22 protein-coding genes are annotated in these 26426 nt (G+C 43.3%); 5 read left to right on the forward strand and 17 right to left on the reverse strand.

Features of this window, described 5'->3' with window-relative positions; translation table 11 throughout:
* Positions 1–54: 54 nt before the first annotated feature.
* Genes NSS87_RS29670 through NSS87_RS29680 form a run of 3 tightly spaced genes read left to right on the forward strand, consistent with a single transcriptional unit; the run spans position 55 to position 1588 of the window.
* On the forward strand, positions 55–618 hold the full coding sequence (locus NSS87_RS29670) for an NADPH-dependent FMN reductase (protein ID WP_042192735.1): 564 nt from the start codon (positions 55–57) through the stop codon (positions 616–618).
* Entirely contained in the window at positions 615–1082 is a 468-nt protein-coding gene (locus tag NSS87_RS29675) for a VOC family protein (RefSeq protein WP_339243924.1), read from the forward strand. Before NSS87_RS29670 ends, NSS87_RS29675 begins: the two co-directional genes overlap by 4 nt.
* 44 nt (positions 1083–1126) lie before the next feature.
* The gene (locus NSS87_RS29680; RefSeq protein WP_339243925.1) at positions 1127–1588 is read left to right on the forward strand and encodes a VOC family protein; all 462 of its coding nucleotides are present in this window, start codon (positions 1127–1129) and stop codon (positions 1586–1588) included.
* A 104-nt stretch (positions 1589–1692) separates the two neighbouring features.
* Here the strand turns inward: NSS87_RS29680 and NSS87_RS29685 are convergent, their stop codons facing one another.
* The 3 genes from NSS87_RS29685 to NSS87_RS29695 form a co-directional block, all read right to left on the reverse strand.
* Positions 1693–1923, reverse strand: coding sequence for a cold-shock protein (locus NSS87_RS29685; RefSeq protein WP_042131520.1), 231 nt, complete (start codon positions 1921–1923; stop codon positions 1693–1695).
* A 118-nt stretch (positions 1924–2041) separates the two neighbouring features.
* Entirely contained in the window at positions 2042–2242 is a 201-nt protein-coding gene (locus NSS87_RS29690; protein WP_019914790.1) for a cold-shock protein, read from the reverse strand.
* A 257-nt stretch (positions 2243–2499) separates the two neighbouring features.
* Entirely contained in the window at positions 2500–2778 is a 279-nt protein-coding gene (locus NSS87_RS29695) for a hypothetical protein (RefSeq protein WP_042192741.1), read from the reverse strand.
* A 239-nt stretch (positions 2779–3017) separates the two neighbouring features.
* On the opposite strand from NSS87_RS29695, the gene gdhA reads away from it, so the two are divergent.
* Positions 3018–4403, forward strand: a complete 1386-nt coding sequence (gene gdhA, locus NSS87_RS29700; RefSeq protein ID WP_339243929.1) for an NADP-specific glutamate dehydrogenase — start codon at positions 3018–3020, stop codon at positions 4401–4403.
* A gap of 86 nt (positions 4404–4489) precedes the next feature.
* Here the strand turns inward: gdhA and NSS87_RS29705 are convergent, their stop codons facing one another.
* Both NSS87_RS29705 and NSS87_RS29710 read right to left on the reverse strand, forming a co-directional pair.
* Positions 4490–5203, reverse strand: coding sequence for an HAD family hydrolase (locus NSS87_RS29705; RefSeq protein WP_339243930.1), 714 nt, complete (start codon positions 5201–5203; stop codon positions 4490–4492).
* Positions 5204–5236: 33 nt separating this feature from the next.
* Positions 5237–7804 (reverse strand): DUF2339 domain-containing protein, encoded by a 2568-nt coding sequence (locus NSS87_RS29710; RefSeq protein ID WP_339243931.1) that lies wholly within the window; start codon positions 7802–7804, stop codon positions 5237–5239.
* Between the two features lie 158 nt (positions 7805–7962).
* Between NSS87_RS29710 and NSS87_RS29715 the strand changes: the two genes are divergently transcribed.
* Positions 7963–9003: a copper amine oxidase N-terminal domain-containing protein gene (locus NSS87_RS29715; protein ID WP_339243932.1), complete on the forward strand. Its 1041-nt coding sequence runs from the start codon at positions 7963–7965 to the stop codon at positions 9001–9003.
* Between the two features lie 108 nt (positions 9004–9111).
* On the opposite strand, the gene NSS87_RS29720 is transcribed toward NSS87_RS29715, so the two are convergent.
* The 12 genes from NSS87_RS29720 to NSS87_RS29775 form a co-directional block, all read right to left on the reverse strand.
* Positions 9112–11829, reverse strand: coding sequence for a CHASE3 domain-containing protein (locus NSS87_RS29720; protein ID WP_339243933.1), 2718 nt, complete (start codon positions 11827–11829; stop codon positions 9112–9114).
* 252 nt (positions 11830–12081) lie between these two features.
* Positions 12082–12789 (reverse strand): DNA alkylation repair protein, encoded by a 708-nt coding sequence (locus NSS87_RS29725; protein ID WP_339248698.1) that lies wholly within the window; start codon positions 12787–12789, stop codon positions 12082–12084.
* Between the two features lie 17 nt (positions 12790–12806).
* On the reverse strand, positions 12807–14381 hold the full coding sequence (locus tag NSS87_RS29730) for a diguanylate cyclase (protein WP_339243934.1): 1575 nt from the start codon (positions 14379–14381) through the stop codon (positions 12807–12809).
* 92 nt (positions 14382–14473) lie between these two features.
* Positions 14474–14995: a YcxB family protein gene (locus NSS87_RS29735; protein ID WP_042192757.1), complete on the reverse strand. Its 522-nt coding sequence runs from the start codon at positions 14993–14995 to the stop codon at positions 14474–14476.
* 132 nt (positions 14996–15127) lie between these two features.
* On the reverse strand, positions 15128–15376 hold the full coding sequence (locus tag NSS87_RS29740) for a type B 50S ribosomal protein L31 (RefSeq protein ID WP_042131530.1): 249 nt from the start codon (positions 15374–15376) through the stop codon (positions 15128–15130).
* Positions 15377–15583: 207 nt separating this feature from the next.
* Positions 15584–16438 (reverse strand): diguanylate cyclase, encoded by an 855-nt coding sequence (locus tag NSS87_RS29745; protein ID WP_042192759.1) that lies wholly within the window; start codon positions 16436–16438, stop codon positions 15584–15586.
* Positions 16428–18524 (reverse strand): cellulose biosynthesis cyclic di-GMP-binding regulatory protein BcsB, encoded by a 2097-nt coding sequence (locus NSS87_RS29750; RefSeq protein ID WP_339243937.1) that lies wholly within the window; start codon positions 18522–18524, stop codon positions 16428–16430. Before NSS87_RS29750 ends, NSS87_RS29745 begins: the two co-directional genes overlap by 11 nt.
* Positions 18525–18576: 52 nt before the next feature.
* Entirely contained in the window at positions 18577–19827 is a 1251-nt protein-coding gene (locus NSS87_RS29755; RefSeq protein ID WP_042192761.1) for a glycosyltransferase family 2 protein, read from the reverse strand.
* A 28-nt stretch (positions 19828–19855) separates the two neighbouring features.
* The gene (locus tag NSS87_RS29760) at positions 19856–21412 is read right to left on the reverse strand and encodes a hypothetical protein (RefSeq protein ID WP_339243940.1); all 1557 of its coding nucleotides are present in this window, start codon (positions 21410–21412) and stop codon (positions 19856–19858) included.
* Positions 21409–22959, reverse strand: a complete 1551-nt coding sequence (locus NSS87_RS29765; RefSeq protein WP_339243941.1) for a hypothetical protein — start codon at positions 22957–22959, stop codon at positions 21409–21411. The genes NSS87_RS29760 and NSS87_RS29765 overlap by 4 nt, the downstream gene beginning before the upstream one ends.
* Positions 22960–22990: 31 nt before the next feature.
* Complete coding sequence (locus tag NSS87_RS29770; protein WP_339243942.1) at positions 22991–24130, reverse strand: glycosyl hydrolase family 8; 1140 nt, start codon at positions 24128–24130, stop codon at positions 22991–22993.
* A gap of 173 nt (positions 24131–24303) precedes the next feature.
* A complete protein-coding gene (locus tag NSS87_RS29775) occupies positions 24304–26352 on the reverse strand; it encodes a catalase (RefSeq protein WP_339243944.1) in 2049 nt (682 codons plus the stop codon).
* Positions 26353–26426 lie beyond the last annotated feature (74 nt).

Below are 26426 nucleotides of genomic sequence, written 5' to 3' on the forward strand. Positions count from 1 at the left end.
GTCGATTCAGCTATCATTGGTTTATAGCAATCAACCTTATAGGAGTGGATACAGATGAAAGTCATGATCCTGACAGGCAGCAATCGAAAAGAAGCGACCAGCACGAAGTTGGCAGAGCATGCCGCACATTTTATTAATCAGCAAGGCGAACAAGTCACCCTGTTTAATCTCCATAAACGCCCACTGCCCTTTTATTCACCAGATGAGTCTTACGCGGAGCATGAGCATCTAAGCGCCCTCCATCAAGAGATGCTAACTGCGAACGCAATCATCCTGATTACCCCGGAATACCACGGTTCCATGAGCGGCGTGATGAAAAATGCTCTCGACCATCTAGGCCAGACGCACTTCAACGGCAAAGTGGTATTGTGCGCTAGCTCTGCAGGTGGAGCTGTAGGTGTAAGCTCATTGCTTCAATTGCAGGCGGTTGTACGCAATCTACATGGGATTAATACGCCAGACTGGATCTCCATCGGCGGGATGCAGCGCAAGCGGTTCGAGGTTGAATACGACGGGTACGAGGGCGGTCAAGAAATTGAAGATCGCATTCGCCTAGTCTTAGAATCATTCCTAAATTTAGCTCGCAAAATCAATAGCCCGACAGGTGCCGCCCTATGATCAAAGGACTGTTTGAAACCCATCTGAACGTGACTAACCTTGAACAATCTGCTCATTTCTATGAACATGTTCTGGGACTACCCTTAGCACATTCGGAGAATACTGAAGGTCGCAAGCGGCGATTTTACTGGATTGGAGAAGATCGTAATCAGGCCATGCTGGGGATTTGGGAGAAGGCACCTTCCGAGGTTGTGCGTCAGCACTTTGCTTTTCAAGTAACGCTTGAGGATTTGAAGCAGTCAGTATCCTACCTGAAGGCCAAGGGGATTGAAGCCTCCAACTTCCTCGATGATGATAAGGGACAATTGTATGTATTTGGCTGGATGCCAGCCGTATCCGTGTATTTCAGTGATCCAGATGGTCATTCCTTAGAGTTCCTATCTATACTGCCTGATTCACCCAGACCTGAGCTAGGAATGGTACCCTGGAAAGAATGGGAACTAATACATGAAAGAAATTGGTAGTTATTGATAAAATTCAGGCTAAGCCTGCACGAGGAGACGAGAATATGATAAAAGGACTATACGAAGCACATTTACCAGTAAGTAATCTTGAGGTATCTATCGAATTTTATGAGAAATTGGGATTAAAAATGGCCTGGCGGGATGAGGAAACTGCGTTCTTCTGGATGGAGGAAGGTCGGAGTTGGATCGGCATTTGGGAAGGAAAGGAAGTAGCAACGCCATACCACCCATCTTTACGGCATATTGCCTTCCGCGTAACTTATGAGGATCTGAAGCAATCACTGCAATGGCTGGAATCCATTGGGGTAGAGGCTGTTCCGTTCCGTAATCGAACTTCCGTTGAGCCTTTTATTCGAGCTTATCAAGGGAATGCTTCTGTGTACTTCAACGACCCGGACGGCAACAGCCTGGAATTGATGTGCCATGTAGAGGTTCCTGAACATTTGAAGCATCTCTCAGAGAATATCATCTTAACCGAGTGGGAGAAATTGCTCGACCATAAATAAAAATACTCAAACAAAAAACAGCTGCCCACCATCAAGGGTCCAGCTGTTTGAGTATGTTAGCTGCTTCTATTTAACCATCTCTTGCATGGTTTTAGTAAAGGCTGTTACTTAATCGTGATGCCTTTCTTCATAGCCTTCATATCTGAATTCGTGTTCACAAGCATTGGCAGTATCTTCATACTTCTCGTCATGGGAGAGTTACATTGCCAGCAGGTAGGTACGTACTGAAATGCAAAGTTATCGCGCATCCAACCGGTGCAACCTTCCTTGGTACAAGACCAAATGGCTGTGTCTTCCTGCGGAAGATCCTCCAGTGCTTTTTTACGAAAATACATAAGTACCCCTCCTTGGATCGAATCGAGACGATTTCGCCACCCTATTAGGGGCAGATTCATAAGATGAAAAATAAAAAAGCTGCCCTCAACTTGTGTTAAGGGCAGCCTAATTTTCGAATTACAGTTTTACAACGTTTTCGGCTTGTGGTCCACGAGCGCCTTGAGTTACGTTGAACTCAACGCGTTGGCCTTCGTCCAAAGATTTAAATCCGTCGCCTGTGATTGCGGAGAAGTGTACGAATACGTCGCTTCCACCTTCAACCTCGATAAAACCAAATCCTTTGTCTGCATTAAACCATTTAACTGTACCTGTTTGCATGATATTACCTCCAATATTTTATTTAACACATGTCCTTTTATTCCTACGTAGTGTACGAACAAATAAAAATTCACACATTGGAAAAGGACTCATACGCACAAATGATAACCTTTTACAATATGTGAATTAAGGGTTAAATTTATGATTAACTTCATTGTACCACACTAAATCATTGAATGCAATGTAAATGCCTACTTTTTTCATTCCGGCTCAATATCCTCTATATTAAAGGCTTTAGAGCCGGAAATGTGCACGGGTTAATCGATGTATCCTGCCAACCCTTTATCCATTAAGTAATCCATCTCCGCATCAAGAATCGTCTCCACTGTGATTTCATCCAGCTTCACATCACGCTGGCCAACAACATAATCAACCAGATCATCATTGTCGATGTCTACCTCGCCTTTGGCATTGGCCTTGGCGTTATTGATAAAGGTCTGTTCATGCTTCAATACTAAACGAATTAATTTAGGATCTACTTTGGTTTTGGCAGATAATACGGTTACTAATTCCTGCTCGTTTAATTTGTCACTCATTTTTCAAATTTCATCTCCCTACAATTATTACATCTCCATTGTAGCATATTTCACGCTTTAACGCGTCATTACGCGAAGTATACCGCGGTTTGTTCACACTTTTCTTGCTATCACAGGCTCTGCAACATTCCACTTCAGGTAAGTTATTTAATAAAAACAGTTGTGAGGAACATTGACTTGTGCCAAAATATAAAAAAAGTGTTGGACCAAATTGAATACTAGAAAAGGCGGTTGAATTCATGAGCTCTGTATCTTCCCAGCAATTAGACACAAACAGCAACAAGGCACATCGTTATATCGAAGACGTATACGCACAGGTTGTTGCGCGTAATCCTTTCGAGCCCGAATTCCATCAGGCTGTAAAGGAAATCCTTGAATCTTTGCTTCCAATCCTGGCTGCTGAACCTAAGTATCAGGAAAATGCCATTCTGGAAAGATTGGTTGAGCCAGAACGTTTGATTATGTTCCGTGTTCCTTGGACAGATGATCAAGGCAAGGTCAGAGTTAACCGTGGATATCGTGTACAGTTCAGCAGTGCCATTGGACCTTACAAAGGTGGACTTCGCTTTCACCCTTCCGTTAATGCTAGTATTATCAAATTCCTCGGCTTCGAGCAAATCTTCAAAAACGCTCTTACCGGCCAACACATCGGCGGAGGTAAAGGCGGATCCGACTTTGATCCTAAAGGAAAATCCGAAGGCGAAATCATGCGTTTTGCACAAAGCTTCATGACTGAATTGCAAAATTACATCGGTCCTGACCAAGACGTTCCTGCAGGAGATATCGGTGTAGGTGGTCGTGAGATCGGCTACATGTACGGACAATACAAGCGGATCCGCGGAGGATATCCGGCTGGCGTATTGACTGGTAAAGGTATTGGTTACGGCGGTAGTCAGGCTCGGACAGAAGCTACTGGTTACGGTACAGTTTATTTCGTAAACGAGATGCTGAAAGCAAAAGGCCTTTCCTTTGAAGGAAGTCGCGTTGTTGTTTCCGGTTCTGGTAACGTAGCGATCTATGCGATTGAAAAAGCTGTACAGCTAGGTGCAACAGTCGTAGCTTGTAGTGACTCCGCTGGATATATCTATGACGAAAACGGCATTAACCTCGAAACTGTCCGCCGCCTGAAAGAAGTCGAAAGAAAACGGATAAGTGAATATGTGAATGAACACCCTAACGCTGTGTATACCGAAGATTCCACGCAAATTTGGACTATTCCTTGTGATATCGCCCTTCCGAGTGCTACTCAGAATGAGATTGATGAAGCCATGGCATTGAAACTGATTGAGAATGGTGTTAAAGCAGTAGGCGAAGGCGCCAACATGCCATCCACCCTTGAAGCTATTCACCAGTTCCAAGAAGCTGGCGTGTTATTCGCACCTGCCAAAGCTGCTAATGCTGGCGGCGTAGCTGTATCTGCGCTTGAAATGGCCCAAAACAGCATGCGTATGTCCTGGAGCTTTGAAGAAGTTGATACGAAGCTGCATGAGATCATGGTTTCCATCTATCAACAGTCTGTAGATGCATCCGAGCAGTATGGACAGTCCGGCAACCTCGTTGCAGGAGCGAACATCGCTGGATTCAAGAAAGTAGCCGATGCTATGTTGGCTGAAGGCGTAATCTAATCAAGCATAAACAAACGGCGTTGTGATCATACGAAGTCCCCGTAACCGGTGAGTAAGAAGCCGGGGACGGGGACTTTTTAATTCAACTATGAGTTCCATCCTGGGATTTGCCGCAAACCACCATCCCATATAGAATACGTACTCGTCACAACCATATCGGACGGTGAAGAAGCCGTGTGAATGTAACAGGAATCAATCCCTGCCTTCAGAGCCCCCTCAATATCCGTACGAGGATCATTTCCAATCATAATGGCTGAGCTCAAATCCGCTCCATACCTTTCAACTAAATAGCGATAAAATAGCGGATCAGGCTTGCTCACCCCTGCTTCCGAAGAGATCGCAATGCCATCAAATAGATGTATGATTCCGAGCATAGTTAACTCTGCCTCAATAAATGTCTTCTGCCCGTTGGAGAGCAAGAATACTTTTTTGCCACGTTCTCTTAACGTTTGTAGAATTTCAGTCACACCCTCATATAGAGAGATGTGGACCATTGATAACGTCCGTAGCCACCTCACGGTTTCATATAACCACGCTTGATCCGGTTCTCCACCTAATTGACGGACCACAGACCGAAACACTTCCTCCATTACGAAATCCGGATACTCGCAGCTCCGTGCGGCTTCACCAAGTTGAAGATCCCGCTCCCGCAAAAACCGTTCTTGCAGTTCACTACCTGATATAGAGAGTCCCTGATATCCGAAATGGAGAGCTAACCTTTCCCATACCTCAGATTGCTCCTCATCTGTCTCAATATCAATCAGTGTACCGTACAGATCGAAAATATAAGTCTGATACATCCCCGTCTTCCTTCCCATGATTCACATTGTAAGTTACCCCTTAGTCACATTCTCCGTCGCTGCCTGCCCCTCCTCCATTTTGTTTGACACCTTTTGATAGAGATAGGAGATCCCCAGCAGGCAAATCCCAAAGCTGGCATAAGCGATAATTTTACTTCCGGTATTCAGTAGTCCCAAATCGTATAGCAGCAGCTTACCTGTCGCCAGAAGCGTTAATCCAAGGCCGAAGCGCCGGATATACACATATCTTTTGCGGAAGCCGTACATGATGAACAGAACTGCTATCAACAGATACACAAGACTAAATATTAATCCCGCATCGCTTAATTGCAGCTGTACCCCTAGAAAAGCGGTGATGATTCCGAGTAGATACACTCCCATGAAAACAGGATAGATCTCCATACTTTTATACTCACGTTTAAGCAAGGTGATCAGCAGATCACGTCCACTAAACCACACGAAAATATTGAAGATAATAAGCACACCCAGTGCGATATAATCAGCCCCGGTATTACGTGCAAGCTCATTCTGCAGGCTTGGCAAGCCTACTGTAATCACCAAACAAATAGCGTAGCCGATCCCAAAGAGAAGTCTCACAAAATACTTAACAATCGTGTCATAAAGCACCTTCACCTTTGGCAATACATAGGCCAGAATAATAGTTAACAGAGCGGACAGCAGCAAATTATAGAAGGTTCTATGCGAGAAATCCTCCGGTACAGCCAGACGATACAGTCTTCTCGATTCATACAAACCATAGATCCAGAAATTCAATAATGCCGCGTATTTAAACCACAGGGCTAAGGTGATTTCGTAAGGCTCACTGCGCTGTAGGACATCCTTTCGATTATGCTGAACAGCGTACCATACGGCAATGATCAGCATGCCTGCAGTAATGAAGACATATTTTAGCGGAAAATAGACGTCTGCGGAATTCAACCATTCATTGGCTATACTGAGCTGCATTGGTACATTTAATCCGAAGAACACCGCAAGGCAAAGCGTTAAAATCCCCCAGCCTGCCCTTTCCATCCCTTTAAACCGATTCAGATTACCAAACAAGGTAAGCACAACGCCTTCAACCAACCAGCCAATGGACCACCAAGCCGCTCCAAATTGGAACGGAATCATCAGAATACCAAAGGTCAGCGAAGTAGCGTAGAACAGCAGCATGCTTTCTTTTTCTTGTGGCATCAGTTTTTCAAGCCCTCGTCCAAGCCCTAGATACAGCAGACAGAAGAGCAGCGCCAGCGCACCATTGTAATCCTTGAGCCCTGCATCCAGAAATAGAAGATACAAGGTAAGACAGCTAATAAACGTGTTGCATCCCAGTAGAGAGAAATCCCACCAAGACAACTTGGAGCGATACTTGAACGGGTACCATAACGTAATACCCAAATACATCGCAAAAGTCAGCACCGCATAAATCATATTCATTCCGTTGCTATCCGATAACGCTATTAATATCAGCATGGAGGGTGTATTAAATAAGTAGCTGATGTAATTGACCACGTTCCAGCGTTTGCGGAAGGAGATTAGTAGAATGAATAAATTCAGAAGAAATAAGTAGCCCATTGCCACATAAACTGCGTTGCCTGAAAGCCCGAAAGCCCCAAGATAAGAATATAGTGGCAGGTACCCTCCGATTAAGCCCAAAGCACAAATACTTCGTGATTCATACCTTAAAGACAGGAGCACCGCAGTCAAAGTGACGAGCACGGATAAGGACAGCCCTACATAAATACTGATAATATCCAGTAAAAAATAGCTATAGAAAATAGAGCCGTACAGCACTGAAATCCCGCCGCCAAGTAGCCCTAAAGCGAACGTCCCTTTTCCTTTGCGGTAGAGCCACTCCCCGCCCCCTAACATCAGTAAACCCAGTAGGAAAAAGGCGCCTCCCTTCATATAACCGGTGAACCAATTGGAATAGGAGTATCTGAATGCCGCTCCCACGGCCAAGATCAGCAACAAGATCCCAAGCTTGTTAATCCAGCCTAGTCCAATTTTCATTTCGATCTGATTTTGTTTTCTTCGACGCTCCAATACTTCTTCACTGATCTCTTCTGAGGCAAAATCATGTAATCCGTTATCCATTCTGGAGTTCAGAGCAATTTCGGATTCCCTCAGTCTTTGTCGCTGCGCTAGTACACGCTCATTTAACTCCGCCGACAACGCTCCAAGTCGACTGGATAACTCCGCTTTATCCTCACCGAGCTGCCTCGCGGCTGTTTGGTACAGCTGCTGAATATGACGCTTTGTGTCCATCTCAAAAGCCGTCAGCCGGTCCGTATGGGCAAGGCTTTTAGAGGCAAAATAAGTCTGCAGCTTCTGTCTCGATAGACTAAGAATGCCAAGCTTCTCATCTAAAATTTGTTCCGTTAGCGTAACTTTTAGCTCTGTATTCTCTTCTTGAAGCTTCCCTACCTGAGTCTTTAACTCCACTAAAGCAAGCTTATGTTTCTCATATTGCTTCTTTAAGTGTTCATTCTCGTTGACCAGATCGTGACTTTCATATTCCGCGATCAGAGCTTCATATTCCTTAATAAGCCCGTCCTGCTGGACCTTCATGAATCTAAGTCGATCTTTGAATGACTCCATAGCGCCTCCTAATGTGAGCGATTGTTAATATTTCCATTTTACTACAAACGGAAGGGTCTCTTACTCTTTTTTATGCAAAAAACTGCAACATATTTGAGGGATGTCCCGTCTAGATAATAACAACACTAACAAATGAACTTAAAAAGGAGCTCACAACTATGAACAACATTTTAAAAACAAGTACAGTTCTTTTAACTTTGTCCCTAGCACTATCAACAGGAGCAGCCTATGCCGCACCAACAACAACTTCTGCCAAAAATGATGCTGCTCAAACTACCGTTAGCGCTAACCAAAAAACATTTGCGATTGAAATCAACGGTTCCGCTCTGAAAGAAACAGGCTTCCAAACTACAAATGGCAAAGAGCCTATGGTGCCACTTCGTTCGGTTACTGAAGCACTTGGCTTTGAATTAACTTGGAATGGACAAACTAAATCCGTTGATCTTATCAATGGTGCTGTCTTCACTACAGTGAAAGCCGGAGAAGATCGCTATAGCATTAATAAAATGAATACTACGCTTGGAACTGCACCACAATTGGTTGACTCCATTTTGTACGTTCCAGCTTCCTTTGTAAGTGAAATCATCCACCACAACATGACAGTGAAGGGAGATTCCATCGTGATCACTGCTGCTAATCAGGAAGAGCATATGACCAAGACTGGCGTGATTACAGCTGTCAATAATGAGGGCAAATACCAATCCGTTCAGATCCAGGGTGTAGGCACAGATGGCATCGTACTGAATGTAGGTGAAGATACGACTATCGAAATGGCAGACGGTACTAAGCTTGCTCTAAAAGATCTTCATATCGGTATGACCGTAAAAGCAGAGCATTCCATGATCATGACCATGAGCCTGCCACCGCAAACTCCAACTTACAAGATCACTGTTCTAGATGAGCAGAAACAAAATGATCTTTTGGGTACTGCAGGTACCATTGAAGAAGTTAAAAAAGACGATGAAGGAAACATCAGCATCACCGTTAAAGGCAGTGGCCTGAACGAACAGTCACAACAAGAAGTAGTACTTCGCATTAGCAAAGATACCGCGCTAATTAATACCGATGGCAAAGCTGTAAACAGCAGCGAACTTGTAAAAGGCGCAAAAGTTATAGGATTCTACAGCCCTATGCTGACTAAGAGCCTGCCACCAATCGGCACAGCTGCTAAAGTCGTAGTAGATTCCGTTCAACAATAACATTATCAACAACCCTAGAGCTGTCCAATCGACAGCTCGTACAAACTAAACAGCGCGCGCCAGTACTCCATTGGCGCGCGCTGTTTGATTTTTCTAGAATCTATCACCTTATGAATCACTATTTAGGATTAATTGCATCAATGCTAATAAACGTTCTAAGTTAATTGGCTTACTAAGATAATCTGTTGCACCCGCTTGTAAGATTTTCGCCTTATCTTCCTTCATCGCCTTCGCGGTCAGCGCTATAATTGGAATTTTATTCCCTGCCGGCATTTCTCTGATTCGAGCGATAGCTTCAAATCCGTTCATTACCGGCATCATAATATCCATAAGAACGATGTCTATGGATGCAGATTGCTCCAGCGCATGTATGCCTCTCTCTCCATCCGCAGCTGTAGTTACTTGCAGTCCACGCTTCCTTAGCGTGTTAGATAACGCGAACAGATTCCGCTCATCATCATCCACAATTAGAACATGCTTATGATTTAAAGAGGTGAAGTCGCTGCTTATGTTCTCACTGGTTGCTGCGGGAAGAGCAACCGAACTTTCTTCCTCATGATTAAGATCTGCTATCCCAGCGGTTTCTTCAAGGCTAGGGTCCTGAAGCTTCATTGGCAAATACACCGTAAAGACACTACCTATTCCTTCTTGACTCTCCACTGTAATCCTACCGCCGAGCAGTGTTGCCAGTTCTCTGGATATGGATAACCCAAGCCCAGTTCCACCGTATTGACGTTCTGTATTTCCATTCGCCTGTTGAAAAGCTTCGAAAATAATAGCCTGCTTCTCAAAAGGAATCCCAATTCCAGTATCTTTGATGGCGAAAGCAATAAATAACCCTGGTTCCAAATGTGCCAAACTCCGTAGTTCGTCTGTAGTCGCCAAACGTATTTCAAGAGTTACTGAACCATTAGCTGTAAACTTAAACGCATTGGACAGCAGATTTATAATAATTTGCCGTACCCTTTGAGCATCCGAATAAAATAGCGGAGGTAAGTCCTCCCCCAGTTGTATATGCAAAGGAATCTCTTTTTTTCGAGACAGGTGATTGAAGCTCTGAAGCATTGCCTCCGGGATCTCCGTTAGATTTATCGCTTCAACTTCAATATTCAGCTTCCCTGCCTCAACCTTGGACAAATCTAAAATATCGTTAATCAGCGCCAGCAGATCTTGCCCAGAAGAATGAATGGCTTGGGAGAATTCAATATCCTCCTCACTTAAGGACCCTGACTGATTCTCCATGAGAAATTCGGAGAGTAACAATATGCCGTTAAGCGGAGTTCGGAGTTCATGAGACATATTCGCCAAGAACTCCGATTTATACTGCGAGCTTTGCCGCAATAATTCTGCAGATTGAGCAAGCTCTATTCGAGCTTTTTCAGCCTCAAATGACTTTTGTTCAGCTAAGAGATTCTTATCTTCCAGCTTTCTATTCGTCGCATGTAGCGACTCTGTCTGGATTTGCAGCTCCTCAGACTGGGTTTGTAGTTCTTCAGTATACACTTGAAGTTCTTCGTTTAAGCGTTGGGATTGCTCCAAAAGTTGATCAATTCTCATACTGCTGATGGTACTGTTAATTGCAGCACCAAATGCATTTGAAATAGACTCCAAGAATTTAATCTGCGGCTCAGTAAGTGGAGAAAAGGAGGCAATTTCCACCACAGCAACTACCTCACCCGAAAAACAAACTGGAAGTAATATAAGGAATTTCGGTGCGGAAACGCCCAGCCCGGACTGAATGTTGATATACTCATCTGGAAGATCCTGTATGTGAATCAAACGTGCCTCTTTAGCACATTGACCAACCAAACCTTCTCCAATTTGGAATGTCCCATGATCTATTATGTCGCTGTTTCCAGCAAAAGTAGAAGTTCTATTTAACATGTCTCGATCATGATCTTGCGTCCGTATATATAAGGCACCATATGGATAATCAATAACTTCTGCAGTTTTACCTAAAAAGATATCGCCCAGTTGTGAGACTCGTGTGATGCCCTGATACCTTGACAGCAAATCATTAGCATGATCCTGAATCCATATTCGCTCTTGTTGCGTGTCTATCAGATGATTCGTAGCGAAACTGAGATCCCTGATTTCATCATTCGTGGTAATCTCCACTCTTCTCTTCGTATCATCAGCGGAATCTAATCCAGTAATCGTATGAGTAACCTTACGAATCGTACTAACGATGGCATGTGAAATGATCCACGAGGCGATCACTGAGGTAACAGCAATAATCGCCCAAACAATATAAAGGAGCTCCAGCAGCAATTTATTCTGATCTGCCTGTCCAGCTATCAAATCATTAGTATTCTTATTCATCGTCTCGCGGTAAGTACTGATCTGGCTACGAATTCGGTCCATTTGATCTTTGCCATCATCCGAATGGAAATATCGTAAGATTTCAGCTTCCTGTCCCTCTTTTTTCAACTCTATCACATAATCCCCGGACTGCTTGATCCACTGCTGGATATTATTTTCAATGCCCATCAGACGCTGAAGTTGCATGGAATCATTAGCAGTAAGCACGGAGAGCTCATCATAATTCGCCTTCCATTGAGTTCTCCCCAAATTATAGGGCTCCAGATACTTATCATCGCCGGTGATAATATAACCTCGTTGTCCCGTTTCCATATCTAGAATGTTCTTCTCGATCTGATTAGTCAAACTAGTTATCTCTCGATCCTGATGGGAAATAAAGCTACTTTCCCGCTGCAGCGCATTGATTCTATCATGCATAACCATCACGAATCCTAATAGACAGATCACGATAAAAATTGTTATAGATAGTATTTTATACTGCAAAGTAAATCGATGTTTTTTCACAAAGTGCCTCCGTCCTGTCTTCTAAGCCTAACTCCTTACCTAATTCCTTATAATAATGGCTCTTTGTTCCTTCTTCACTGCTCCACTAAGTTTTCTATGTGAATTTTTACTGCTGGTAACTTAAACATTTTTGAGCACCGTTGAAACACCTGTGTATTTGACCATAAAAAAGCTCCAAGTTTACTCACTCCTCAATAGAATATGAGGGGGAAATAGAGTGACTAACTTGAAGGCGATGTTATACTGTCTCCATTAACAAATACAGGTCTTCTTCTTCACACCAAGCTTTCCTGCCTGCTCCACCTTGGCAATATAATCTACAGCCAACGGTACTTTACATGCGGTTTGTCCCATATGAACTTGGACCTTTCCGATGCTTGCAGCAATTTCCGTTGCCTCACCAAGCAACTGGGCTACGCTGCTGCCAGCAATAATTACAAACATATTCATCGTGTAACGGACTCGATTCTGTTCCTGATGAATGGTAGATTGTATTTGCTGTAGTAACATTCTGATCTCAGCGATGTCTAGCAGATCATCCGGCGTAACTGAAATGTAATTCCCATAAGTACTCCACCCACAGGTGGCTACCATTTCATCCGATGAAGAAATCCATTCTCTTGCAAGTTCTAGTGCGTAAGGGCTCTCTGCAGCGACAGACGCTACCGTATATTCCGCTATTCCAGAGCAGTAAGCTGTCACTACCCAGCTTTGAAGCTCTTCCTTCGTAAGCGTCTTGGGGTCAACTGTAAGCCCTGCCAAATACATCGCATCATAATTCCCCGTCTGATACAAAGCGCGAGCTAGACCTTGGTCTTTCTTGATATCCTTTACCAGCTTCTTCAAATCGCCTACCTTTACTCCGAATAAAGGCTCCTTAGCACCATGTCGTACGAAAGTACGCTTCGTTTGCTCTGTCCCCATTTCTTCAAGCTTACTCATCACTTCATTAATTGTCAGATTCATTAGAACACCTCTTATCCCTTCATCGCTTCTCTTAAAATGGGTTCACGACCTAGTGTTACTCTATTCTTGCCCGAATTCTTGGAACGATATAACGCTTCATCCGCTTCCCGATACAAATCTTCGAAAGTCACCTCTCTGCGCTCTGTAAAAGAAATTCCGATGCTAGCGGTAAGCTGAATGCTATCGTGTTCGTTCAAAATTATTTTATAATCACTCATCGTAGTGCGAAAATCCTCTGCTTCCATCAAGGCTGCACGTTTATCCTCAGCAAAAAAGCATACAGCAAACTCCTCGCCCCCGACTCTTCCGGCAATGCCTTTGTTTTGGTACACCTGAAGTATTTTATTCGAGAAATCAACTAATGCCTGATCTCCTGCTAAATGACCATAGGTATCATTAATTAACTTAAAATCATCGATATCAAATAACAACAGCGCCAGTCCAAGTCCGTCCGGAATCGTTTGATTTTGCACCATTTGCATAAAGTGCCTGCGATTATAAAGTCCTGTCAAATCATCTACCGTTGCTTGATAGACCAATTCACGTTCATACCGCTTCTTTTCACTATGGTCACTAAAAACAATTAGCATCCCCTTGTTCTCTGTTGCCTGATGTTCAGTCGCTATCAAGGAAACCCCATAACAAATCTCTCTTATTCCAGTACATACAATCTCAAACTGTCCTTCGGTCCTTTGACTATAATGAGCGCCAATGTCCTTGTGATGCCTCATAAAAAGATTAATATTTTTCCCCATCCAGGTCTCATTCAATATCCCGGTAATCTCAAACAAAATGGAGGTTGCAGCCTCATTTATACCAATAATACTATCATTCCGGTCTGTCAATACTACGCCGTCTTTCATATGCTCCAGGATTTTAATTTTAGTTAAAGGATAGATCGTAGATTTGGAGTCAATGAATAAACACAAATAAGCCGCTATAATTGCGGGTAGATAAGTGAAGGCCGTAAAGCCTGTAAGCGTGATCTTCAACAAGGGAAGTAAAAAAACAGAAACGACCGGAACAAGTAACCCGGCAAATAGTAAGAACGCACGTCGCAAAAAAGCTCTCGGTCTATTCATTAAGGAAACAGCTAGCAAGCAGACCGCATATAGACCAAATAGCTGATCATAAGCAATAAAAGCCATGCTAAGAAGCGTAGGCTTTACAGTAATTCCACTAACACCCGCAACAGTGGCCATGCCCACTTCACTACGCATTAGATGATGATAGGTATCCGTAAAAATAAGCAGTACGTCCAAAGCAATTGGAATCGAGAAAATAGCAAGTTTTACAGGTAGGCGTTCCGCGGAAGGAGACACATATTCTTTAACGACAGCATAAGTAAATAACGCACTTAAAAAAAGCGGAGCCTGCTGCATATTCTTCCACCACAGCTTAGCCTGAAAAGAGGATGACATGATCTCTCCCGCCGTTGCAATAAATATGAGGCTGACCAGCAGCATTAAGATCCATAAATAGCGTCTTCCTGCCGACTTTCGATGTCGATAGGAGCTGATGCCCATGTAAAAGCTTAGAACACTGCCCATTAATAAGTAATACGGATATCCTTGAATCCACGGCATGCCATATTTCTCCTATTTTTCAAGTCGCTCCTATCATTATATCTTAATCAATCCTACAAATGAATCAACAAATACCAGCACATCTGTACATCTTACGATTTGAACTTTACTCGATGGGAGAACATATACTTTCTGGCCAAGTCCTTAAATGCATCTTTATCTTGTACCGACTGAAAGTACCGTTTAGGAATAATTAGCGCTCGATTAGAAGACACAAAAAACACGAACAGGTTCATCGTTTCACCTATTTTATGTATCTCTTCCCATTTCACTTGCCCGGAACCTGCCTCAGATACGTACTTTATACCCTCATCTGATACGGAATAGCTCTGAGGTTGCTGGGCTAAACTGTCTGTTGCGAAGGCTTTTTTAGATTTTTTGGTCAAGCTTGATTTGGTCATATACCATAAAACAGCGGCAAGAATCACAGCAGTCACAGCAAGGATTGAAATATTTTTAATACTGTAATCCTTAGTAATTAACAGCAAAATCACAAAATAAGCAACCACACTGAAAGAGCTAAGTATAATACGGCTATTCAAGCTGAACCATAGGTTAAACTCCTGAACGTCCTCACTCTTAAGGACGGTATCTACTTTTATTTCATTTTCCACTACTAATCGCTCCCCTGCCACTATCGAAATTTGTCAATTCCATTTCATTCTAACATGTCTGAACACAAAAAAGGGACATCCCTGAAGCGATCGCTTCTAAATGGGTTGTCCCTTTTTAAACCGTATGAATGCTTATTTCTTTTGTGCAAGACGTTGTTTGAACTTGTCAACACGGCCGCCTTGTTCTGTATCTCTTTGTTTACCAGTGTAAAATGGGTGGGATGCGGAACTTGCGTCCACGCGGATAACAGGATAAGTGTTACCATCTTCCCATTCCATAGTTTCATTGGATGATTTTGTAGATGCACTCAAGAATTTGAAGCCTACGCTTGCATCCATGAAAATAACCTTGTTGTACTTTGGATGTATGCCTTCTCTCATTCTGATCGTCCTCCTTCTGAACAAATTAGTGGAGCCTTTATGGTAAATTAACCAAATGATCTGTAGGTTTATCTATAAGTATAACCTAATAAACGTAGGAAAATTCGTAAATCTTACGATTTAGACCACCACTCCATCATACGTGAAATCGACATGTAAAGTCAACTACTATCCGATATTCCTTATATTCCCTTACGTTCAACTGACTTATACATCATACTCCAGTTGTTTTTTAGCCTGAACAATAAAATCTAACGGGTTCTCAATAGTGCTGGATTGATATTCTACAGCACCTATTTTGAGACCGAGGCTAACTTTATACTTTTTGACAAATTCAGTGTCATTAAGCTCTTGAAGCTTCAATTTAATCCGCTCGATCACGATTTTTGCTCCATCGTTGTCGGTGAACAGCAGAAGGCCCCATGTTGCGTCATCTTTGTCCAGCAGATACAGTGCATCATTGGTACGAATGCTGGCCTGACTGAGCTGAGACACGTCATGAATGGCCTCAGCCAGCTTATCTTCGGGAATAATACGTCTAATCTCATTCCAGTATTTCACTTTCACTACAAGCAGTGTGAGTGGAATCTGATATCGAGTAGAAATGCCTGTAAATAAAGCGGCATCCTTCTGAAAAGAAATACTGTTACGCAGATCTGTGTTCTCGTCGATGATGGCCATATTGGCAGTCTTATTCTCCAAACGCTGATTCTCAGCCTGCAGCTCACGATTGCTTAGTGTAAATATCCACAGTACCACTGTTAACAATGGGGTCATAATTAGCCAGAAGTAAGTATTCAGTCCAATTGTCTCTCCCAAAGATATCGTCTGATACATCGTGTAGAAGCCATAAGCAAATATAAACACCAGGTTCAAGACCAACCCTGCAGTCACCGTTGTAAAATACGTAACAATCGCCAGAATAAAGGCCACATTTAAAATGATAATATTCTGGATATAATCATCGGGTGCCCCTGAAATGAAGACAATACAAATAAAAAGAAGCACCAGGAACGATAAGAGAGCGATATCCGAAACTAAACCGCTGCGATTACGTCTCACGCTTATCACCACGTTTCTTCATATGTTTACGAAGCAGCAGGATCAGCGATAGAATCACCAGTGTCAGCACCAGCACAATTACGATAATGAAACTCAGCACGTCCGTTCGTTCCGCTATTTTTTTAACCACGGAATCCTCTGCTGCTCCAGTAATGATCTTGAAACGGTGCGCATTGACATTACCGTCCTTATCAACGATTACCCCATCGCCAAACACCTTCCATTTATCCCGCTCTGTTGCGATCAACTTCGACGCCAAATAGTACTCTTCAGAGTGGGCTCCCGTAACAGCAAGCAACCCCCGTCCCGCTTCAAATGGCGATTCAATCAACTGCAGTGTACCGATTTGAGCACCGTAATGATCTTCAATACTCATCTTCTCATTGGAGCGAATCGCTGTTCCGTTCCCGTTATATTGAAAATAGAGCTTATCATTATGATCACGGATGATCTTATTATTCTTATACGTACCTATGGCGATGACATTATTATTCTTCAAATGATCAGCGCTAATGTTATCCGTGTAGAACTGAATGTTGCCTATATTTCCGCTAGCGTATTTTCCCAGTAGATTAAATACATTAGCTAAACTCAAATATGAATAATCATCCATTTCTTGTGGTAGAACGACTGCTACTTGATTGTAAAGTCCGTCGCGTATGAACGGATACGGATAGTTATTAAACAAAAGATCCGTCCGATCCTTAGTATTAAGACGCATTACAGAATCTTTGCTGATATACGCCCAAGGCATTTGTTGCTTATCTAAAGTACATTCGGCTCCCTTCAGCTCCAAATCAAAGGCTACATTTACCGTGAAATTACCCGAAATATTCAAGCTTTGGGGAACTGGAAGATCCAGCTTATCGCCATTCGCCAGCTCTTTGGTCAGCTTCTTGCTGCCAATGGGTGTGTTGTTGATGCTGACAGTCACTAATGAACGGTCGAAATCTAAATTCTGTGCATAACGGAAATCCAATCTGATTCTGCCTGAATCTGCAATCGAGCGGTTAGAGGGCAATGCAACAAAGTATGTCTGCTCCTGATGACGTGCCCCAGTGAGTTTATCACCCGTTTCTGTAAGCGTAATATTGGAGCTAATCGAAAGGGGGGGTGCAGATACTTCTGTAGCATCATCGACCACCTTTAAATCACTGCTGATTTGACCCAATAACTCTTCATTCGCAACAAAACGGCCTGCTTTAATCAGTAAGTTCTCATCCTTCGAGGTTACGACTAGTGTGGGCTGAGTATCCTTATTCACTAACTGCAGCAGTGCATGTGTACTTAAATCTTCAGAGGTGCTTAACTGAGCCTTAAGCCCAGTTGGTACTCGGTCATACATAGCTACCAGTACAACCGCAGCTTTATTCTTCACCGTATCTGACCGGTAGGGAAGCATTGGAATCGTTCTATTGTCCAATGTATTCCCCTTCACAAGTCCGGAGAGCGCATAAGTAGCCGACTCCAGTTCTGCCCCTGTGCTTTTATCCGGTACGGTCAGAACACTATAATTCTTCGTTAAGGTATCAACGCCAGAGAAGCGCTCGCTAAAGTCACTAATCCCTCCAGTCAAGGGCTTTGGCGTATACATCACGCCAATACTGGATGTATTAAACAGATGCAGCCAATTATCAAAATCATAATCGACAGAACAAGATTGTTCATCTGTATAGTTCGACTGCAAATAGCCCTGAATTCCAAGCGTATTGGTTCCTTTTTTTAGAAACCCTTTAGGTGCCTGAAGGACCAGCTGTTGTTCGCCATTATCTTTTAGAGAGGGTCTAAATGTATAGAATGGGCTGCCATTTAGTGTTAAGGTAACGCTAGAAATCTGCTCCTTGGTAATTTGCGAAATTTGAAAGTGCAGGTTAATTCTGATCTCATCCACATTCCAATAATCCATGACCTCAAAATATTGCTGCTGGGCACTCGAACCTTTTAACGCAGTATCTGTTCCTGTAAAAGAGGTTGTGTAGGTTAATCTAGTATCCTGAGGCGGAGCCTCGGCGGCTGCAACATTCAATTGAATTAGAAAAAGAGAGAGGCAGGTTAACAGTATAACCATTTGTTTTTTCATCATCATGTTCTGTTTCTCCTGTGATCACATATTTCTCACATTACTTCTTTGTTCTTTATTAATAGCGTTCAGTCTTATACCACTTTGCTTCTCTTTTGAAGATGAGGTCTTTGACATAAAGATATAGTCCGTAGGCGGCGACAACCATCCACAGCTGACAATAAGAGACGTACATCAACATTACGATCCATAAATTGGAGAAGCTCATCTCGCCCTTCTCTGTCGTCAACGTTATGAAAGTACCTACAACGAACAGAATGATGGCGAGCAGCCAGAGGAAATTGCTAAGCCCAGCAATGGTAGTATGTACATAGCCCAAAGCATGCAGGATGAGCAGCACATCCGAGGTGATTAACGACATCAGCAATAAGAAGTAAATGGCTAGAAAATAAAGAATATCGAATCGGACTTTTGCGGCGGATTTATCGAACAGCAGGGGGATATTTTTGACAATGACATAAATGTTGCCCTTAGCCCAGCGCGTTCGCTGCTTGAACCAGACTTTTAAAGTCTGTGGCTCTTGCTCCCATGTGACCGATTTCGGCTGGAACTTGATCCGATAACCCATCATATATATTCTGAAGCTGATTTCTGTATCTTCGGCTATCGCTTTAACATCCCAGCCACCGATACTTTCTACGATAGACCTGCGCATAATAAAATTAGTGCCGGGAATGGTGCATAACTTGAACAGCTTCCAGCGTCCCGCTTGCGCCATCCATTGAAAGGACAACGTCTCAATATTAATAAACCGGGTAAGTAGGCTTGCGTTACGGTTACGGGTTCTAAACTTACCGATTACTGCGCCTAGGCTAGAGTCATTCATGATCTCAGCGACCAGATAACGTAAAGCCGTTTTTTCAGGAGTGTTGTCTGCATCATAAATCGCAATTAACTGCCCTTTGCAATGGGTGAAGCCTATATTCAGCGCATTCGATTTCCCCTTGCCACCCGTAATCGCATCCGTATTAATGACGATCAGCTGCCGCCCCGGATTTCGGTTTTGGATACCGGCCAGCAGTTCAGCACTGTTATCAGAGGAATTATCATTAATCACAATAATCTCATATCGATCTTCCGGATAATCAAGCGCTAGCAGAGACTCTACCGTCTTACAGATTACTACCCCCTCATTGTGAGCAGGAACCATAATTGAAACCAAAGGATATTCGCCCTCTATCTCTGGTATGTCCTCATTTTCAGATTTAATGTAATATAAATAGCCTGCGATAATGAGGGTCACATTCACCAGTAATAGAGACCAGATACAGATCACTGCAATTACCATCAGTATGTCTGAAATCGTCATAGGATCCTCCAAATCACGATTAGTTGTCTCATTTCAAATACTTTTTCCTATACAATCGGTATCCGATGATCATTAATCCGCCAAATAGCAACAGAGAAATCATTATTGCAACTATAAAGAACTGATTCTGTATATTAAAAAGCGTCGTAAAGCTCTTCTTCTGCTCTTCTGTATACCGATAATCGCTATTCACTGTTTCTGGCGTATAATTCAGACTCAGGGGTTGTCCATTAATAGAAATCACTCCTTCTGATGAAGTGATCGTATTGACGTCTGTAACAACCTCATGCCTTTCTTGTTTATAATCTGCAAAAGAAACCCAGTATTGTTCCAGCATCTTCAGCATTTCCTCAAGTTCTTCCTTATCCTTAGGCATATCCACAGTGATTACCGTGTCCATCGGCAGTTCTGGCATCACATTATTGGATGTTTGCAGATCCTGCAAAAAATCAATCGGCACACTATATAAAGAGGATGGAAAGGACTTGGAGGTGTCGCTCTGCTCCATATAATCAACGTTTTCATCCGGATACAGTATCACAGAATCGAAAAACCCCATCCCCGCCTCCGAGTATTCCTTGTCATACGCCCAGTGCATTTGTGCTCCGATTCCAAGCGGCCCAATCTTGTTGTGCACCAGCAGATTAATGAACGCGTTCATCTTTACCTGAAGTGAATGATCCATATTACTAGTACTCGTTGAATGCATCGCAATAGGGGCATTGACCAGAATGCTGCCATTATTCGATTGCACTCTTTTGATGGCTACCAAATAACGCTGCATTGCTGGATAATCGGTATTGCTGAACACTGGCCGCACACTTGCGAGAAAAGGAATCCCCACTTGATACAGCCGCTCCGCAGTCTCTGTCAGCAGTCCCAGATCAGAGAAGGGATAGATCTCTTTGATCGCAAGATACACTTTAGGCGTTGCGTTGATATGAAGCCAATCCTTCAGAACATACCCCATCGCCAGTGCACTGACATTCCCTTGTTCAAAATACGGAACATAAGCAGCATCCTCTTTACTCACAGCATAAGGTGCTTGCAGGCTATCATCCTGGAAGATCAGCTTTCCAAGGGACTGGGTTCCCTGACTTCCGGCTATATAGAGCATATCCTGTACCTGAAGTGAAATTCCCGAGAACTGTCCGATCTTGAGATCTGGATTCGCGTCATACATGACATCTGTGGTTAACTGAAGTTTCTTTGTCAGCGAGGCTGGAGGACTGTACCCGATGTGCAAATACTGTCCCTGATAATGCTCCCAATCCTCTACATAAAATTTATTAGTAATCAAAATATCCGCTGCATTACGGACCATAATCACTTTAGAGTAATGATTCAGCATCCCTTGTTCATATTGATCCAGACTCCTAAGTGTGACCTTCATGGAATAGGCCGCCAGCAGTCGCTGGAGTTCAGTCACGTTGCCTTCCTTCGTTGTCCCCTTAGCGAGGCTGTCGTAGAGTAGTAGGACCTGCTGTGGCGAAGCAGCAGATTGGACAGGTGTGACGGGAATCAGAAGGGCTGTTAGAGTCAACGTCAGTAGCAATATTCCGTTTAAAACTCCTCTGATGCTCACACACTCACATCCTTTTGAGGCTTTGTATACAGGCTAGAAGGGGTGCTCTTGCTAACCTGCTTAACCCGATTGCTGTTTTTAGAAACTCTACGCCCAATCACACTGGATAGGGTCAGAAAAGTGACTAAATCAAAGGATAATGTAAATAAGAACTCATGCTTGGAAATATCGGCATCGCCTGCCCCGATAATCGATACAAAAATACCTGAAAGCCCAATGCCAATCGAAGCGACAATCAATACCATTCGCTGCATACCTCTGAAGTCACGGGACTTAATCGCTTTTACAAAGGAAGGCATATAGAGACCGATGACAAGCACCATCCAGAGGAAGATGAACCCGAATGTTCGCGGGGCCAGCGTTTGTTTCAGTTGGCTGTATCCGGTGAAAAAGTGACTCTGTGCTCGAAACTCCTTACCAACAGAATGCTCGAAATTTCCCATAGCCGCAGGCTTAATCGAGAATGCACTTTGAGCAGCTACATTAAGAATCGAATTAAGCTGGTCAGGGTTCGTTAAATAATATTTAAGGATGGATACAAATCCATAACGACTGTAGAAATTCTCCTCGAGAAGTGGTGAATTCACGTCTATGGTCACGTATTTCTCATAGTGAATGCTGTTCTTCAGAATGGCGAATTGCTCGTCCATCCCTAACGCTTTTAAAGCGGCTTCTGGATCAGGTGATTCCTTCAGCACCCCTCGGGTCATGGCATGGAACTGGTTAATGTTTACGAACTCATTTGAGATATTCAAATACGTGAACACACCTGCAAACAGCATCAGAGCAAGAGACGCCATTGTCAGGATCCGAAATATCTTGTCTCTACGAATCCACAGCAGTGAACATGCCAGAACAGCAATGATCATACCCACTGGCGCATTCTGCTGCTTAGAAGTAGTCAGGATCAGCGTGCTAATTACGAACAAGGCCAGCATCGCGTAGTCATTGAATCTTTTTCGATATAACATCAGCCATGAAGCGAACATGAAGATCATCGTGATCATCACAACACTCTCGCCGTAAAAGGAGTTAAAATAAGCCGTATACCCGGTATCTCCGAATATAAAAATAGCAATACCTGCAATAATGAATCCCTTTTTTCGGGACATCCTCCATGTAATAGCCTCTATTAATAAGTAAATTGCGATTACATAAAGAATCGTATAAATCGCCGCTTGAAAGCGGATGTCGAATACCTCACTACTGAAGAACAACTTGTTAAGTCCTATAGCCAGCTTGATAAATAAGGACTGAGAGGAAAATAACATTGCACCATTCTCATTAAAATATTGAAAGATCCCATATTGCTTCACAAAATAACCAAAGTACTGACTATCATAATCCGGCAGATTGAAATAGAGTCCATTACTATAAATGCTACGGAAAAAGTCACCGTTATCCGCCACTCCGACATACGGAGCTGTGAACAGCGCAATGATGGTTATAAGCAGCACTCCAAATGCAGCAAGAAATGCCGGAGAAACCGATAAATTAGCAAGTGCTATCCCCTGCCTTAGAGGTGTTTTCACCGTGTTGTCCATCATGCAGGTTCACCTTCAATACAATAAGTTTAAGTTAATAGACATAGGCCAGTAATGCCATCAGGTTGTCAAAAGAATAAGCTTGGCCGCTAGCGACATCACCGAATCCTCCGTACAGTGGGCTATCAACATCTGTTACTCTGAACTCGTTCATTCTTTCAATGCTTTTATGGTGGAGAGATTCATCGCCGATTTCTGAGCCGATCATAGCCGTAATGGCATAAATGGCTGTGGAGCGGATATCGTTCAGCGGCTTACCTTCTCTCGAATATTGCCCATACAACGTTCCAGCTTCGACCTGTTGCTTGATAAAATCAATGCTGGTGGCTTTCTGCTGGCCCACCTCAGCTAAGGCTAGAATGGATAAAAGCGACTCTACTGTATTGATGTTTTCCGAACTATATTTTCCGCTCTCATAATTAAACCGTGTCTCATAAAAGGGGAATTCATCCGATAAATATCCGTTTTCCAATATTACGTTCAAATCATTCGTCAGTTTCTTACTAAATTGGCTAGGAATCGACATTTTTCGCAAAGTGCCCAAATTAATATAACACAAAGTGACGAATGTGTTTGTTGAAGAATATTCCATATCGTAGAAATCATAAAGTTTTCCGTCTTTTACATTATAATCATATAATCTTTCGCCATATTTATCCGCTTCAGCTGTATAACGTTTATTGCCGAACTTCTCCCCCGCCTCATAAAGAGCTTGAATCATACGCAAATCATCAACGGCAGCATTCAAGGGGTATAGCTTCTGCTGTTTAGGACTGTAACGGTAGCTGAAACCACTGTTGATATCAAAAGTTTGCTTAGCCAGTTGCCATTGTTCTGCAAATCTCTCTTGTTGGCCGCTACGCACAGCTGCCAGCATCCGGAGAGATGCCGATTCACTCAGAACTTCGTGTCCACTCGCCGCTTCCGCCGACTGATCTGTTTCAATAAAATTAGTATATACACCGTACTCACCTGTGAGTTTCGAGGTAATAAACTGCTCTAAGTTAGTTACTTCCTGCGTCTGGATTACCTTAGTATCATTTTCCGAATCTACTGGAGCTGGAGAATTAGTATGAACACTATTGGACGGATTCGGTACTGCCGTTTTTTCGCATGCCGTTAACCCTATAATGCCTGCAAATATCGCTAGTGCAGCAATAATTATTTTCCTCAAGTGATCACCTCCTTTTAATATTCTCCTATTCTGCTTACTGCCTAGTATTATCTATAACGGTAATATACAACAAAATGTTAAATCAAACTGTGAGTGTTATGTATCTATCCTTGGACAAAAAAGAGATATCCTTACGCCTTTGGCGAGCGGGATATCCCCTCTGTATCAGTTATTTATTCATTCATACGTTCCCAAAAACGATGGGCAGTAATTGCCGCGACAAGGCTGGCAGCGAACACCTCTCCGCCATCTCCAATGATTACACCCGGACTGCTTCTATGCTCGGCCGTTTCAAGTAGTTTAGCATTTTCAGTAGTCACCGCTATGGGCTTAAAGTGAGAATAGGCTTGGTTCAGGAATTGCGCTGTATCTTTATGGAATTTCTTATGTTCCGAATTTCCACCAGCTGCATAAATTGCATCAAAGAGCACCGAATCTGTCGTGGATAAGGTATGAATGACTTCAAGCTCTGTCCCCTTCGAGCCTTTAATAAATCCAAGCTTATCACTGATTATTTCTGGTTGGATCCCGGCTCTCATAAGCGTATCCAGAACAGGCATCACCAAGTCTTCATCAAATCTGTCGCCTATAATCACACCTATTTTACGTGTGTTTGGGTGCTTCTTCGTATTTGCCTGACTTAGTGCCGGGGAGATTTGAGCTACCTCGGAACCCCCTGTTTTCGGTGAAGTCGCTCCAATAGCTTCTGCTACAGGCACAGCAAGCTCTAACGTAACGTTCGCGAGCATATCTACAACCTGCTGCCGGACAGACTTACTCTTTACCTTCCCGAGCTCGAATGAATAGGCTTCAATAATATGCGCTTTTTCTGGAGCACTCATGCTGTTCCAGAACAGCTTGGCTTGTGAAAAATGGTCTTCAAAGCTTTTGCTCCGGCTACGCACCTTACGGCCCTCAACCTTCTCCTGATAATGTACATAACCACCTGCATCCTCTGTTGCAGGTGCAGGCGTATTGTTAGCAAGCGAATTATTGTGATAGCTCACTGAACCCTGATTAATCGTCTGCCGTCCATACCCGTCACGTTGATTGTTGTGGAAAGGACATACCGGTCTATTGATCGGCAACTCATGGAAGTTAGGACCGCCAAGCCGAATTAGCTGAGTATCCGTATATGAGAACAATCTGCCCTGAAGCAGTGGATCATTGGTGAAATCGATGCCTGGAACCACATGTCCAGGGTGGAAAGCTACCTGCTCCGTTTCGGCGAAGACATTATCCACGTTGCGGTTCAAGGTCATTTTCCCAACAATCTGTACAGGTACATCTTCCTCTGGCCAGAGCTTTGTAGGATCCAGCACGTCAAAATCAAACTTAAATTCATCTTCTTCACTTAGAAGCTGAATGCCCAATTCGTATTCCGGAAAGTTGCCGGCTTCAATCGATTCCCATAAATCACGGCGATGAAAGTCAGGGTCCGCACCTGATATTTTCTGAGCTTCGTCCCACACTAAAGAGTGTACACCGAGCACCGGTTTCCAGTGGAATTTAACAAAATGGGCTTTTCCTTGCTCATTAATCAACCTGAAAGTATGCACCCCAAACCCTTCCATCATTCTGAAGCTACGTGGAATAGCGCGGTCCGACATCAGCCACATTGCCATATGGGCCGATTCTTGGTTATTGGCTATGAAATCCCAAAAGGTATCGTGAGCCGATGCGGCCTGAGGCATTTCATTGTGCGGCTCAGGCTTAAGCGCATGTACTAAATCTGGGAACTTGATCGCATCCTGAATAAAAAAGACGGGCATATTATTTCCGACTAAATCGTAATTCCCTTCCTCTGTATAGAATTTGGTAGAGAATCCGCGGGCATCCCGCACCGTCTCGGCTGATCCCCGTGATCCGGCTACCGTCGAGAATCGGACAAATACCGGTGTCTTCACAGAGGGATCTTGAAGGAATTTCGCCTTTGTATATTCTTTCAGTGATTTATATACTTCAAACTCACCATGAGCAGCAAATCCACGTGCATGCACGACTCGCTCAGGGATTCGCTCATGATCGAAATGCGTCATTTTTTCCCGGAAATGAAAGTCTTCCAGTAAGGTTGGGCCCCGATCACCCGCTTTTAAGGAGAACTCGTCCTCTGATACTTTTAAACCCTGGTTCGTTGTTAAGGTGTGACCTTCATCCTTACTGCGAAACTGTTCCAGTTGCTCATTCTTGCTTTTTCCGTTCACTTTTTGATGTTCACTCATTAACAATGGCTCCTTCCAAAGGTAAAGTAAATATTATCATGTATCTCTTACCCTTTAGGAAAGTTTGGCAAACA

Source organism: Paenibacillus sp. FSL F4-0243 (assembly GCF_037963295.1).
Lineage (GTDB): Bacteria > Bacillota > Bacilli > Paenibacillales > Paenibacillaceae > Paenibacillus_AQ.